The 14627-nt window shown below is 52.5% G+C and carries 11 protein-coding genes; 6 read left to right on the top strand and 5 right to left on the bottom strand.

Annotated features, from left to right (window positions below; all coding sequences use genetic code 11):
* The first annotated feature begins 235 nt into the window (after nt 1-235).
* The 3 genes from cysS to arsM all read left to right on the top strand — a co-directional run bounded on the left by cysS (nt 236) and on the right by arsM (nt 3951).
* On the top strand, nt 236-1726 hold the full coding sequence (gene cysS, locus TH63_RS00110; RefSeq protein ID WP_048919130.1) for a cysteine--tRNA ligase: 1491 nt from the start codon (nt 236-238) through the stop codon (nt 1724-1726).
* 1 nt (nt 1727) lies between these two features.
* Nucleotides 1728-2729 carry a M28 family peptidase gene (locus TH63_RS00115; RefSeq protein WP_048919131.1) on the top strand — a complete coding sequence of 334 codons (1002 nt, stop codon included), beginning with the start codon at nt 1728-1730 and terminating at the stop codon, nt 2727-2729.
* Between the two features lie 253 nt (nt 2730-2982).
* On the top strand, nt 2983-3951 hold the full coding sequence (arsM, locus tag TH63_RS00120) for an arsenosugar biosynthesis arsenite methyltransferase ArsM (RefSeq protein WP_048919132.1): 969 nt from the start codon (nt 2983-2985) through the stop codon (nt 3949-3951).
* 335 nt (nt 3952-4286) lie between these two features.
* Here the strand turns inward: arsM and TH63_RS00125 are convergent, their stop codons facing one another.
* On the bottom strand, nt 4287-5195 hold the full coding sequence (locus TH63_RS00125) for a S66 peptidase family protein (protein WP_048919133.1): 909 nt from the start codon (nt 5193-5195) through the stop codon (nt 4287-4289).
* A gap of 274 nt (nt 5196-5469) precedes the next feature.
* Between TH63_RS00125 and TH63_RS00130 the strand changes: the two genes are divergently transcribed.
* The 3 genes from TH63_RS00130 to rlmN all read left to right on the top strand — a co-directional run bounded on the left by TH63_RS00130 (nt 5470) and on the right by rlmN (nt 8489).
* Nucleotides 5470-6783 carry a T9SS type A sorting domain-containing protein gene (locus tag TH63_RS00130; RefSeq protein WP_197088606.1) on the top strand — a complete coding sequence of 438 codons (1314 nt, stop codon included), beginning with the start codon at nt 5470-5472 and terminating at the stop codon, nt 6781-6783.
* Nucleotides 6784-6953: 170 nt separating this feature from the next.
* Nucleotides 6954-7382 carry an acyl-CoA thioesterase gene (locus TH63_RS00135; protein ID WP_048919135.1) on the top strand — a complete coding sequence of 143 codons (429 nt, stop codon included), beginning with the start codon at nt 6954-6956 and terminating at the stop codon, nt 7380-7382.
* 27 nt (nt 7383-7409) lie between these two features.
* Nucleotides 7410-8489 (top strand): 23S rRNA (adenine(2503)-C(2))-methyltransferase RlmN, encoded by a 1080-nt coding sequence (gene rlmN, locus TH63_RS00140; RefSeq protein WP_048919136.1) that lies wholly within the window; start codon nt 7410-7412, stop codon nt 8487-8489.
* 99 nt (nt 8490-8588) lie between these two features.
* Here the strand turns inward: rlmN and mscL are convergent, their stop codons facing one another.
* The 4 genes from mscL to TH63_RS00160 all read right to left on the bottom strand — a co-directional run bounded on the left by mscL (nt 8589) and on the right by TH63_RS00160 (nt 14605).
* Nucleotides 8589-9011 (bottom strand): large-conductance mechanosensitive channel protein MscL, encoded by a 423-nt coding sequence (mscL, locus tag TH63_RS00145; protein WP_048919137.1) that lies wholly within the window; start codon nt 9009-9011, stop codon nt 8589-8591.
* Nucleotides 9012-9095: 84 nt separating this feature from the next.
* Nucleotides 9096-9590, bottom strand: coding sequence for an RDD family protein (locus tag TH63_RS00150; protein WP_048919138.1), 495 nt, complete (start codon nt 9588-9590; stop codon nt 9096-9098).
* 91 nt (nt 9591-9681) lie between these two features.
* Nucleotides 9682-11232 carry an N-acetylmuramoyl-L-alanine amidase gene (locus tag TH63_RS00155; RefSeq protein WP_048919139.1) on the bottom strand — a complete coding sequence of 517 codons (1551 nt, stop codon included), beginning with the start codon at nt 11230-11232 and terminating at the stop codon, nt 9682-9684.
* 181 nt (nt 11233-11413) lie between these two features.
* Nucleotides 11414-14605, bottom strand: coding sequence for a WD40/YVTN/BNR-like repeat-containing protein (locus TH63_RS00160; protein ID WP_048919140.1), 3192 nt, complete (start codon nt 14603-14605; stop codon nt 11414-11416).
* Between the last annotated feature and the right edge of the window lie 22 nt (nt 14606-14627).

Consider the following 14627-nt stretch of genomic DNA (forward strand, 5'->3'; position numbering starts at 1 on the left):
CATTAGCGGCCAATCCAAGGCAATTGCAGAATGGGCAACACGAAAATCATCAGCAGCCACTAAGTCATCAAAAGCGGGATTGCATGCACAAAACCAAAACTCTGTTTTAAGCCTGTTTTCCTGAAAACACCCTCAAAAGAGACTGCCCACCTCAAAACGCAAAGAAAAAAGCAGCGAAAGCACCAGAACCGCGTACCGTTACTACAAGTACCAGTAAGTTTTATAATTTTGCCGCATGAACCACCCGTTATCTCTATATAATACGCTTACCCGCACCAAGGAAAAGTTTGAGCCCCTGCATGCTCCGTTTGTGGGGCTGTATGTCTGCGGACCCACGGTGTATGGGCACGCGCATTTGGGCCACGCCCGGCCCTATATCACCTTTGACGTGCTTCGTAGGTACATGCAGTACCTGGGCTACAAGGTGCGCTACGTGCGCAACATCACAGATGTAGGCCACCTGCAGAATGACGCCGACGAGGGAGAGGATAAGATTGAGAAATATGCCAAGGCGCACCAGCTGGAGCCCATGGAGGTGGTGCAGCAGTACACCAACAGCTTCCATGAAGACATGGCCCGCCTGAACGTATTGCCCCCAGACATTGAGCCCCGCGCCTCGGGCCACATCATTGAGCAGATTGAGATGATCCAAGAGATTCTGGCCAACGGGCTGGCCTATGAAGTAAACGGGTCTGTGTATTTTGACGTGCCGGCCTATAACAAAGAACACCATTACGGAAAGCTTTCGGGCCGCGTGGTGGAGGATCTGATGAATAACACCCGTGAGCTGGAAGGGCAGCAGGAGAAAAAATCGCCGCTGGATTTCGCGCTCTGGAAGAAGGCTTCGGCCAGCCACATCATGCGCTGGAGTTCGCCCTGGTCAGACGGGTTCCCGGGCTGGCACCTGGAATGCTCGGCCATGAGCCGGAAATACCTGGGCCAGCAGTTTGACATCCATGGCGGCGGATTGGACCTCATGTTCCCGCACCACGAGTGCGAGATTGCCCAAAGCCAGGCCAGCGACAACCACACCGATGCCGCCCGCTTCTGGATGCACAACAACCTCATCACCATCAACGGGAAGAAGATGGGCAAGTCACTCAACAACTTCATCACGCTGGGCGAGTTGTTTACCGGTACTCATGAGTTGTTGCAGCAGGCGTATTCACCCATGACGGTGCGCTTCTTTATTCTGCAGGCGCATTACCGCAGCACCTTAGACTTCAGTAATGAAGGCTTGCAGGCGGCCCGCAAAGGCTACCTGAAAGTGATGAATGGCCTGCGTATTTTGGACCAGCTGCAGTACCCGGCCGGCGCCGGAGCCGTAGACGCCCAAGCCGATGAGGAAATCCAAAAGCTCACCGCTGAGCTGCTCGCGCCGCTTAATGATGACCTGAACACGGCCAAAACCATTGCGGCGCTGTTCAACCTGCTTAAGAAAATCAACAGCATGCATACCGGCGGCTTTAAGCTGGAAACCATTTCTGAGGAGACTTTCACCCAAATGCGCGCCCAATACCGCACCACGGTGCTTGACATCCTGGGCCTCAAGGAAGAACAGACCACCGATGCGCAGGCGCTGCTCAACGTGGTGCTAGGGTTTTACAAAGAAGCCAAGGAAAGCAAAGACTACGGTCGGGTAGACGTCATCAGGGCGCAGCTCAAAGCGCAGGGCATTGTAATCAAAGACATGAAAACCGGAATTGACTGGGCCTATGAAGAATAATATGAAAACACTGGCCTTTGGGCTCATCTTAGCCGCCAGCCTTCCCGCCTGCGACAAATCTGCCAAACAGGAAACGGGCCCGGTCGGGGAAACTACTACTGCGGAGGCGGCCACCGTGAATGTTCCCTCGTTTAACGCTGACTCGGCGTACCAGTTTGTGCAGAAGCAGGTCTCGTTTGGGCCGCGGGTACCCAACACGCCCGCTCATGAGGCCGCCGGCGATTACCTGATTACTACCTTGAAAGGCTACGGGGCCAATGTGCTGGTGCAGTCCTTCACGGCCAAGGCCTATAACGGCACGGTCCTAAACCTGCGCAATATTATGGGGCAGATCAACCCTAAGGCTAGCAAGCGCATTTTGCTAGCCGCGCACTGGGACACCCGCCACGTAGCCGACAAGGACCCTAAGAACCCCACCAAACCCATAGACGGTGCCAATGACGGGGCCAGCGGGGTAGGGGTTTTGTTGGAGATTGCCCGGCAGTTGCAGGCTAACCCCTTGCCAGAGAACGTGGGGGTAGACCTCATGCTGTTTGACGGCGAAGACTACGGTCAACCTGACAATACCGGCCCTTACCAGGAAGACACCTGGTGCCTGGGCTCCCAGTACTGGGCGCAGAACCTGTTGCCTAAAGGCTATTCGGCTAACTACGGTATCTTGCTGGACATGGTAGGCGCCAAAAACGCCCGCTTCGCCCGTGAGGAGACCAGCCGCGCCTATGCCGGTGATGTGGTGGAGAAAGTGTGGCGCACGGCCCAGAAAATTGGCTACTCAGACTACTTCCCGTTTGTGGATAGCCCGGGCATCACCGATGACCACACCTACGTGATCAAGCACACCAACATCAGAATGATAGACATTATCGCCTATGACCCCACCAGCCCAGACGGGTTCTTTGGGCCGTACCACCATAGGCATACAGATAATATGGATGTCATTGACCGCAATACCTTAAAGGCCGTGGGACAGACCCTGCTGCACGTGGTGATGACCGAGAAATAGGAAACTAAAATAAAAGCTGCCGTAAAGCCGTTTTCTGGAAAATATCCGGGGAACGGCTTTTTTTGGCTTTGGCTAGAACAAAAACGATCCCTATTGGTTATACACTCCGTAAGTGTCCTGGCCTGTTTTAACAGATAGTCCTTTGACCTTAGCCTGGTCAGAACTTCCCCAAGGGAGCGCGTAAAAGCCAGGCTTTTGTTTTCTATAACTGCTTTCCAGGAGAAGCTAACTCCCTCTTAATTTACTTTTTCGCATGTCATATCATTCTACCACCCAAGATCTTTACCGTGATGCCGCTTTAACACCAGATGTGGGGCTTTGCTGCACCACCACCCCTATTTGGCAGCTGCCCGGGCTGTCTATACCTAAAAGGATGCAGCAAATGAATTATGGCTGCGGCAGTACAGTACACCCCCGTGACCTGGTGAACAACCCTAAAATTCTTTACGTGGGCGTTGGGGGCGGAATGGAGCTTCTGCAGTTCGCTTATTTTAATAGGCAGGCGGGCGGCGTGATTGGCGTAGACGTGGTAGATGAAATGCTGCAGGCCAGCGAAGAGAATTTCAAGCTAGCCGAAAAAGAAAACGACTGGTTCAAATCTGATTTTGTAGAACTGCGCCACGGCGATGCCCTGGAGTTGCCGGTAGAAGACGAAAGCATAGACGTGGCCGCCCAGAACTGCCTGTTCAATATTTTCAAGACCGATGACCTGAAAAAGGCGCTGCAAGAAATGTACCGGGTATTAAAGCCAAACGGCCGCCTTATCCTCTCAGATCCCATCTGTGACGGGGGCATGCCCGCTAACCTGACGGAAGACAGCCGCCTTAGAGCCCTATGCCTGAGCGGCGCCCTTCCCCTGCAGGAATACATCAAGGCCCTCACGGATGTGGGCTTCGGGACGATTGAGGTGAGGGCCCGGAGGCCTTACCGGGTGCTGGCCCCTGGTCAGTATAAGACCGATAAACTGGTTTTTATTGAGAGCGTTGAGGTCTGCGCCATCAAAGACCCCATGCCCGCCGATGGCCCCTGCGTGTTCACCGGTAAAACAGCTTTCTACTTCGGGGACCAGGAATACCTGGACGACCAGAAAGGCCACGTGCTCCTCAACAACCAGCCCCTGGCCGTCTGTGACAAGACCGCCGGCGCCTTGGCTTCTTTAAACCGCCAGGACCTGTTCATCACTGATTCTACTTTCTTCTATGACGGCGGCGGTTGCTGCTAGGTAAACGCAGGAATTGGCTAATTGGCTTTTTGCCGAAATCTTTCAGGTAATAGCGGCTCTCATGACGCAAGCGTCCGCTGGTGTTCGTATGCCTGATTGAATACTAACCTTCCTTTTTATTTTATTTTGTCATCCTGAAAGGACCTTGTGGGCAAACGGCAGTAGCGGTTAATTACTGCCATTACCGTTCGCTACCAAGATCCTTCCAGGATGACAGAGAGGAAGAGAAAGGACAGAAGGAAAAGAGGGAAATGAATAAAAAGAAGGTTAAGGATAAACCAATCCAACTCCCGACACCAGTGATCGCTTACACCATCTCTATTTTGAGAAAGGTTTTAGGAAAGGGAGGAGGTATATGTAAGTGTGCCGCCTTCTTGGGTGACCTGCAGCGTAGCCTCCCGGCCCACCACCAAAGCCAGGTTCCGGTCTACGTGCCCTACCGGGAAATCAAAGCAGATGGGGTAGCCGTAGGGGCCGCAATGCTCCAGAATAATTTGGGGCACGTCCTTCCCGAAGGGCACGGCCGTGTCTTTCATGTCTGAGAATTGCCCAACCACCAGGCCGGCCAATTTCTGCAAACGGCCCAGGCGGCGCTGGTGCACCAGTACGCGGTCAAGGTTGTAGTAATGCTCTCCCACATCTTCCAGAAACAGAATCTTGCCTGCGTAATCTATGTCTGAGGCGGTGCCGGTAATGGTGTCCAGCAGGATAAGGTTACCGCCTACCAGTTGGCCGGTGGAAGTACCCAGTACGTTATGAGGGGTTGGCGGAATAGTGTAGGAAAGGGGCTCCTGAAAAAGAATTCTGCGTAAAGACTCATCAGCTTCCTGGGTGTCTGGCTTACCCATGAGCAGCGGCATGGTACCATGCACACTCTCCAGGCCCAGCGCGTGCAGGTGGCAAAGCATAGCCGTCACATCACTGAAACCAATGACCCATTTAGGGTTGGTTTTCAGACTGCTGAAGTTTAGCTGGTCAATGATGCGGGTGGTGCCGTAGCCGCCTCTGGCCGAGAAAATGGCTTTTACCTCAGGATTGTCCAGCATCTGTTGGAAGTCTGCCGTGCGCAAGGCATCGGGCCCGCCTAGGTAACCGTCCTCGGCCCCAACGCTTTGGCCCAATATTACCTTCAGCCCCCAGGCTTCCAGCAACCGTACTCCATCCTGAATGTCTTCCAGGCTTACTTTTCGGGCTAAACAAGCTATGCCAACGGTATCTCCTTTTTGCAGGGCAGGTGTATTCACGGTATTTTCTTCGATAATGGACCCTAAAGTATGAAATTGTTATGAATAGGGCCAATAGGGGTTGGTAAGTACTTATGGGTTAGTAAATTACTTAATAGTAAGTATTTAGCCTTGTTGTATATTCAGTAAGTTTGAAAAATAAAAATTTACCAAGAAAATATTTACTAAAAAGAAGGACCTTAAAGGAAAAACTATGGTTAAATTTTACAAAAAGAACATAGCCCCCATTTGGTACAAAGTATTTGTACTCAGTATCCTATTTCTGATTTTAACCTTGGCCAGCTTTGCCGGCGGAAGAAAAAGTAACCCTTCCGGTATTTCGGCCAGAAAAGGAGAAACTACCAAAGCACTTAACTTGAAAACCTTTGGCACCGTTGGTCCGCCAAGCCTACGGACTGGGGAAACCTGGAAACCCCGTAATGCGACCGTGTATATGTGGATGTATGACTCATGGGATCTGGACATCAAGTATGAGTTAATATATGATGCCCAGGGGCGCCTAATTGAGGAGAAAGGCATCAATCCTTTTGAAAACGTAAATTTTAGTCGCACCACCTTTGCCTTTGATAGCCGGGGCAATGAAACAGAGGCATTATCATACCAATGGGTTAATAATGCATGGGTTTTAAAGGGAGGTTCAAAGTCAACTTATACGTATACTAATAACAAACTCACGCAATATGTGAGTCAGTACTACAACGGGCAGGCCTGGGTAAGCAATGAAAAGTATGAATACACCTATAATGCGTCTGGTAATATAGAGAGTGAAGCCTTTTACTACTGGGAAAATAATGCATGGGTTCCCAACTTGAAATTCGTCTACCAATACACCAATGCAACCCAACCGCCTACTACTGTATTGCTACAAGCAAAACAAGGTGAAGCTTGGGTGACTTTACGGCAGGTAATAGATATCCAGTGGCATGCGTCAACCATTGCGTCAAAAAACTATTTCGGCCTTTTTGTAGGTCAAGAACCAGGAAGCTTCTTAGTTCAAAACCCCAGTGGAAGTAACTGGGTGAATTATTTCCGGCAGAGCACTACCTATAGTGCTAACGACAGCTATGTTATCACTACTGAGGAGTTCAGCAACCAAAACTGGGTGTTTGATGAAAGGACCACCATGCAGTTTGATAGCCACAAGAACCTGGTTGTAATGCAAGAGGAGGAATACACCGCGGGGCAGTGGGTTGTGACCTCTGGCAGTAAATATGCCAACACCTATGATGGTGATAAATTAACAGAACTCATTTATCAAGCGTGGGATAAAACTTCCAAGACTTATAAAAACAACCAGCGTATTGTGTTCAGCAACTTTCAGGCTATTCTTTCTGCTAAAGAGGAATTGCAGTTAGCCGCGCAAGTGTACCCTAACCCCGTACAGGACAGATTCTCTCTTAAACTGGATCAGAACACCGGAGGTTTGGTGAAAGTGGTAAGCCTGGCGGGCAAGACCTTGCTCAGCACCGAACTCAGCAGAAGCGCCGGAGAGCAGGAAATCAATATCGCAGGCCTGCCTGCAGGTACCTATATTTTGCAGATCCATTCCAAAGCCGGGGTGCGCACCAAGAAAATCACCAAGCTGTAACATCAGCAAACCCCAATAGAGGCAGCCCCGGTTCTGAAAAGAGCTGGGGCTGTTTTTTGCCCGTTTTCCCCAAAACAGCCTTAAAACGCTTTCCTATACTTCACGTGATTCACCACTTTCACTTATCTTCCCATTCTTGATTCGTAATTATTAATTCTTAATTAAATAAAGTGGCCCGCATCAAAATAGACCTCCCCGCGCATTTCTCTTTCCAGACCGAGCTCCCCATCAGAATCAGCGACCTCAATTACGGCGGGCACCTGGGCAACGACGCCCTACTGAGTTTGCTGCATGAGGCCCGTGTAAGGTTTCTAAAACAGCACGGATATTCAGAGATGGATTTCGGTGGAGCCGGGTTGATCATGGCCGATGTGGGCATTGTCTACAAAGGCGAAGGTTTCTACGGAGATACGCTCACGGTGCAGGTACAGGCCACGGAGTTTAACAAGTACGGGTTTGATCTGGTGTATAGGCTCACCAACCAAAACGGCAAAGAAATAGCCCAGGCCAAGACCGGTATGCTGTGCTTTGACTACACCGCCCGCAAATTACAGTCGGTGCCCCAGGAAGCCCTGCAGCGTCTGGAAACTAAAGCGTAAGATATTTTGTACCTTTGTGGTATGAGTATGCCTTTGATCCAAGATATAGAGATCCTGAACAAGCAGGATATAAGAAAGCTAACCCTGGACCAGCTCAAAGCCTGGATGGTGGAGCAGGGCGAGAAGCCTTTCCGCGCCAAGCAGGTCTATGAGTGGATCTGGAAACTTACCGCCACTTCTTTCACAGAAATGAACAACATTGCCTTGCCGCTGCGGGAGAAAATGGAGCGCTTCTTCACCATTAACACGGTAGAGGTGAACACCAGCCAGATGAGCGAGGACTATACCATCAAGTCTACCTTCAGGCTGTATGACGGCAACATTGTGGAAGGCGTGCTTATTCCGCACCCTAAGCGGATGACTGCCTGCGTGAGTAGCCAGGTGGGCTGCTCTCTCACCTGCTCTTTCTGCGCCACCGGCAAGATGGACCGCATTAGAAACCTCAACGCCGATGAGATCTATGACCAGGTAGTGCGCATAAAGGAGCAGACCGAAAGTAATTACAACCGCCCGCTCACCAACATTGTGTACATGGGTATGGGCGAGCCTCTCTTGAACTACGCCAACGTGATGAAGAGCATTGAGCGCATTACCGCGCCAGACGGCCTCAACATGGCCGCGCGCCGCATTACGGTCTCTACCGCCGGTATTGCCAAGATGATCAAGAAGATGGCCGATGACGGCATCAAAGCCAACCTGGCCCTGAGTCTGCACGCCGCCAATGACGTGAAGCGCAACGAGATCATGCCCATCAATGAGACTAACTCCCTGGAGGCCCTCAAAGACGCGCTGGTGTATTACCACAACAAATCTGGCCGCAAGGTCACTTACGAGTATATTTTGCTCAGCCACTTCAATGACAACATTGACGATGCCAAGGAGCTGCTGGAGTTCTCCAAGCTCATTCCCTGCAAGGTGAACATCATTGAGTACAACCCTATTGGCGACGGCATGTTCCAAAAATCTGAGGACGACCGCCTGGAGCCGTTCATGCGCTACCTGGCAGACCGCGGGGTGCAGGTGAACGTGCGCCGCAGCCGGGGCAAAGACATTGACGCCGCCTGCGGGCAGTTGGCACTCAAAGACAAGAAAGAGGAAGAAGCCTAAGCTGAAAGTACTCTCCGTTAAAACAGAAAGCGCACCCCAAAAGGTGCGCTTTCTGTTTTTAGCCTGTTTTTAGGAAATAAGCCCTAAAACGGGTTTTGCTTACACAACCGGCTTAGTGCGTATAGCGTCTCTGATTTCAGTCAAAAGCACTTCTTCTTTGGTAGGGGCCGGCGGTACACCCGGTGACGCCGCTTTCTTGCGGTTAAGGGTGTTCATCAGCTTGATCATCAGAAAGATGGCAAACGCGATAATCATGAAGTCTACCAGGCTCTGGATGAAGTTACCGTAGTTAAGGGTCACGTCTGTGATTTTGCCTTCGGCATCAACGGCACCTTGCTTTAAAACCATTTTCAGGTCTTTGAAGTCAACCCCGCCTAGCATTATCCCTAGGGGCGGCATGAGAATGTCATCTACGAACGAGGAAACCACTTTCCCGAAAGCGGCTCCAATGACCACACCCACTGCCAGATCGATCACGTTGCCACGCATGGCAAATTCCTTGAATTCTTTAATCATTGACATACTAGTACTGGTAAAAGAAGCGCTTCTGATAGAGTCCTGCTTCGGGTTAGAAAATAATTTTAAAGAAAGACGCAAGAGGGCTTTCTAGCGGGTTTTCACCACCAGCGTGCTGGCAATTTTATCATGCAAGGCTTGCTTGCGCGAAGAAAATGCCGCCATGATGTAGCCAATAAACAAAATAAAGGCAGAGATAAAAGTAGCCAGGGTTCTGCCCAAAGACCGTAAGAAGGAAATCCGGTGGCCTTGCTCATCGGTTACTTTCAGGTTCAAGGCTTTTTTGCCAATGGTGGCCTGCCAGGAAGAGCTTTCCAGGATAGACTTATACAACAGGTTTATTAAAGAGGTGAGGCCTATAGAGCCAGACATGGCCGCCATCATGGCATAGGGGTTGTTCTCCAGGTCGGTGGCCAGGGCCGTGCCACCCATGAAAACGGCACTGATGATCCAGTTAGGGATAGCCAGGACGAAGGCATCAATCACCCAAGCCACAAGTCTAATCCAGAAGCCGGCATACTCCACCGTGGCAGAGGTCTCATAGATGTCAGAGAAAAAAGAGTCGTTGGTAGCTGTGTTATCCATGTGATAATTGTTTGTTAGATAGTAGTTTGGTTTAGTGAGAAGTGAATATACTACTATTTTTCTGGAGAACAAGCCCTTAGCCGCTGGGGGTCTACTTTTTCCGTTTGGTCGTCTGCTTCAGGAACAACTCCAGCCCCTTGCGTATTTGCTCGGCCATGTCTTTTTGGAAATCTGGGTTAATCAGTTTCTGCTCATCTTCGGGGTTAGACGCGAACGCGGTTTCCACCAGCGCGTTGGGGAACTCGGTGGGCGCGTTCAGGGCGAAGTTGAAGCCACCAATGTTCCCGAATTCCTTTAAATCCAGTTTCAGAACCTCTTTGTATAAAGCCTGTGACAACGGCCGGAACGCCAGGTGCCGGTAATAGGTGCTGGTTCCTTTCACCTCGGGCCGGCCCGCCGAGTTCACATGGATGCTTACCAGCAGGTCTGGCTGCGCCTGCCTGAGCGTTTGCACCCTTGCGGAGTTGTCCACGCTCACATCGGCCTCGCGGGTCATGATCACCTTGGCACCTTTTTTCTCCAGTTCCTTTTTTAACTGCTGGGCAATCTTAAGTGTGATTTCCTTTTCGGGGATGCCCGTTTTGCCGGTGGCGCCGTTGTTGGTACCGCCGTGGCCGGCGTCTACGGCAATGGTGAGGTGCCTGAGCTTCAGTTTCTCCGGCTGCCGCTTTACCTTAATGACCAACGAGTTGCCCTGGTAGCCTACGCTGTAGCCCCAGGCCTGCGGGTGGCACAGGTCAATGGTGACCCTAAACACGTCTGATGAAATTTGCTGGTACTGCACATTGGTGACTTCCTTTAAGGTGCGGTGCTGCGTGATCCAATTGGAGTTTGACACGGCGCCGTAGATATCCACCACAATCCTTGACGGACTCACTTCCATGTAAGAAGTGTAAGGCAGCCGTTGGCCCACGGCCACGCGCACGTAGTCATACTTACCGTTGGCATCATCGCCGGTCACGCTCCAGGAACTGGTCAGGCTCTCGCCGGTGTAGAGAGACGGGCCTTCCAACTGCACCTGCTGCACGGGTATATAGGCATTGAGCGTGTTAGAGAGTTTAATGCGGTAATCACGGCCCATTTTACCGGTTACCTGCACCCGCACTAGTGAATCCAGGAAACCCATCTTGGCGCCACCCAGCCGATCTTCGCCCAGGCCATAGTTCATATAAGCGGTATTGGTTTTGGTGAGTCCGTAAATGGGCTGCGCCGGATTGAGAATAGTAACCTTGGTAGTAGAATAATGAGTGGCCGCGGTAAACACAGTGGTGGTGTCATCTACCAGTACCTCCAGAAACTGGTCCTTGAGCTTGTCTGCCGCCTGCACAATATAAGAACCCACATACAGTCCGGCCACACCTTTGTTCTGCGCCGCCGGAAGCTCTTGCAGCGGGTGTTGGTTCCAGAGACTTACCTTAAGGCCAGGCTGTGCTTTTACCCGCACATTCAGGCGGTCGCCGTGCAATACCCACAAGTCTGCATTGGGCTCCGTGCGCACATATTCCACCTGCACCGAATCTATTTTCATAGAATCTGGAACGGCAACAGTTTTAACTGGAGCGGCTTTTTTAGGAGGTGTTTTCTGCGCCAGGGCGGCTTGGCCCAGCAGGCAAATAAACAGGAGCGGGAAGAAGGCTTTCATATATGGAGAAGGTGAATCCTCCAAGATAGTGGTTCTTTAATGTCTCTGCCAATGTTCCAGGTGATGATTCTCTGTTTTAAGCCCGTTTTGGCCAAAACGGGCCTAAAACAGAACTCCCGCCGCTATCACAGCGGCGGGAGTTCAAAAGGTGCATTGAGCTTAGGAAAGAAGGCTAGGTTCTTTACTTCGTCTCTTTCTTGTCTTTAAGCATGATAGCGTCTACGTTCTTACTCTTGATAAGCTGATTGAGGGCCGGCAGGTCAGTAGTGAAGACCTGGTTTAGTTTCTGCAGTTGGGCATCTATCTGGGCCGTTACTTCTTTCTGGAACGCATACATCTGGTCTGTAGGCTTGAAGTCGCCCACTGAGGCCTGCGAGGCCAGGTTAGCCAGTTTGTTGTTCAACCGGATGGGGAAGTTCAAGGGATCCTGGCCGCTGCGGTTCTTGGTCTGGTACAGCGTTTCCTCTACTTCAGTCATTTTCTTGTTCATTGCCTTGGCCGCCTCCAGCACGTCTTTCATGTTCTCCTGGCCCTGGAACCTTGAGGTGACGGTGTTGATCTGGGTGCGGGCCTCACGTATTTTGCTGATAGCGTCGTTGGTCTCGGTTAGTTTGTCGCGCACCTGTAGCAGGAACGTTTTCTGGGCCTGAAGATCTGCCAGCGGGGTCTTGCTGCGCGGGTCCTGCAGGATCTCAAACTCGGTTTCCTGGGGTTGGCCGTTCACGGTGAGGCGCGCCTTGTAGGTGCCCGGAATAGCCCTTGGGCCCTGAGTGCCGCCGCCCCACAGAATCATGCCTTCAAACTTGGAGGCCTCTGGGTAACTCATGTTCCAGACAAAACGGTTCAGGCCTTCTTTGGCGTCCAGTTTGCTGGCGGCCTCTTTAGCGCCGTACGTGTATTTTTTAACCAGCTTGCCGTCTTTCTCCAGAATCTCCAACGTCATTTTGGAGGTGGTATCTGGGGCGGTGGGCAGGTAGAAATGCACCATCACGCCGCCGGGGTGGTTCTGGCCCTCAAACTTGGTGTTAGCCATGTTGCCGCCGTTCATCTTGTAAGATGGCATGGGCTTGTAGAGATGGAACTTGCTACTGGCAATGGCAGGGGTAAGCTGGTGCAGCAGGGTCAGGTCATCAATGATCCAGAAGCTTCGGCCTTGGGTGGCGGCAATTAGGTTGTCCTCCTTAATGGTAAGGTCGGTGATGGGCACCAGCGGAAGGTTCTGCTGGAACTTCTGCCAGTTGGCGCCGTCATTGAATGACACGTACATGCCGTACTCGGTGCCCGCATATAGCAAGCCGGGGCGTTTAGGGTCTACGCGCACTACCCTAGTGAAATGGGTGGCCGGTATGCCGTTGGTGATCTTGGTCCAGGTCTTGCCGTAATCTGTGGTCTTGAAAAGCAGCGGCTGGAAATCGCCGGTCTTGTACAGGGTGGCGGCAAAATACATGGTGCCTTTCTGGGTAGGGTGCGGCTCCACGCTGTTGATCATGCTCCACTCGGGCAGCGCCTTGGGCGTGACGTTGTTCCAAGACTTTCCGCCGTCGCGGGTCACATGCACCAGACCGTCATCAGAACCTGTCCAGATCACGCCTTCCTCCGCCGGAGATTCCATGGCCGCGAAGATTGTGCCATAGTACTCCACGCTGGTGTTGTCTTTGGTGATAGGTCCACCGGACGGCCCCAGTTTAGACTTGTCATTGCGGGTCAGATCAGGGCTGATCACTTCCCAGCTCTGGCCTTCATTGGTGGTCACGTGCACGTGGTTAGAGGTGGTATACAACCGGTTAGCATTGTGCGGCGAGAAGAAGATAGGGAAGTTCCACTGGAAGCGGTATTTCATGCCTTCGGCGCCGTGGCCCATAGGGTTGTCTGGCCACACATTGATGGTGCGCTCAAAGCCGGTCTTGTGGTCTACGCGGGCCAAAAAGCCGCCGTAGTTTCCGCCGTACACAATCTCCGGGTCTTTGGGGTTCACGGCCAGGTGAGCACTTTCGGCGCCCGCCGTTTCTTCCCAGTCATGAATGCCAATGCTGCGGCCGGTGGTGCGGTGCGCAATTCTAAGGGTAGAGTTATCTTGCTGCGCGCCGTAAATGCGGTACGGGAAAGCGTTATCCGTTACTACCCGGTAAAACTGGCCGGTAGGCTGGTTGTCCATGGTGCTCCAGTTTTGGCCGCCGTCAAAGCTTACCTGGGCGCCGCCGTCATCGGCTATGATCATGCGCTTGGGGTCTTCTGGGGCAATCCAGAGATCATGGTGATCGCCGTGGGGGGCGTTGTAACTTTTAAAGGTGCGGCCACCGTCGGTGGAGTGGTGGTAACTCACGTTCATGACGTAAACGCCGTCCTCGTTTTTAGGATCTGCGGTCACGCGGGTGTAGTACCAGGCGCGCTGGCGCAGGTTACGGTCATCATTGAGCTTGGCCCAGTTCTGGCCGCCGTCATCAGACCGGAACAGACCGCCGTCCTCGGCTTCCACCATGGCCCACACGCGCTGGTTGTTCACCGGAGAAACGGCTACGCCGATGATCCCCAAGGTGCCCTTCGGCAGACCGGTATTGCGGGAAATCTCTTTCCAGGTGTCGCCGCCGTCAGTACTTTTCCAGATACCGGAACCAGCCCCGCCTGAGGAGAAGCTGTACGGCGTGCGCTGCATGCGCCAGGTGGTGGCATACAGGTTGCGCGGGTTCACGGGGTCAATGATCAGGTCAAAGGCGCCTACTTCCTTGTTCACGAACAGAACGCGCTCCCAGTTCTTGCCCCCGTCTTTGGAGCGGTACACGCCCCGCATCTCATTGGGTGCGTAGATATTGCCCAGCACCGCGGCATACACCAGGTCTGGATTTTTAGGGTGAATACGTACCCTTGGGATATGCTTGGAGTCTTTCAAGCCGATGTGCTGCCAGGTCTGCCCCGCGTCCACTGATTTCCACATGCCAAAGCCCGAGGACACGTTGCCGCGCACCGTTTTCTCGCCTTCGCCCACGTAGATCACGTTAGGGTCTGCCTCGCTTACGGCCACGGCGCCAATAGAGCCCCCGAAGAATTTGTCTGAAATGTTTTCCCAGCTGGAGCCGCCGTCTTTGGTGCGCCACACGCCCCCGCCGGTGGCCCCGAAATAGAACAGATTGGGCTGGCCGGGTACGCCGGTCACGGTGCCGGACCGGCCGCCTCGGTAAGGCCCTATGGAGCGCCAAGTAAGGCCGCTATAGAGTTTTTCTGGGTAAAGCTCCTGGGAGCCTTTTTTGGTTTTAGAGGATTTGCTACTTTTCTCTTTTTTCTGGGCCTCAGCGGTAACGGGGGCCAGCAGCGTAAGGCCGCCCAACAAAAGGGGCAGGCACTGCCTGAAAAGCCGCGCGGGTGAAAGGTGTTGCATGTTGTGTTAGCTTGGTATAGGG

The sequence above is a fragment of the Rufibacter radiotolerans genome (assembly GCF_001078055.1).
GTDB classification, from domain to species: Bacteria; Bacteroidota; Bacteroidia; order Cytophagales; family Hymenobacteraceae; genus Nibribacter; species Nibribacter radiotolerans.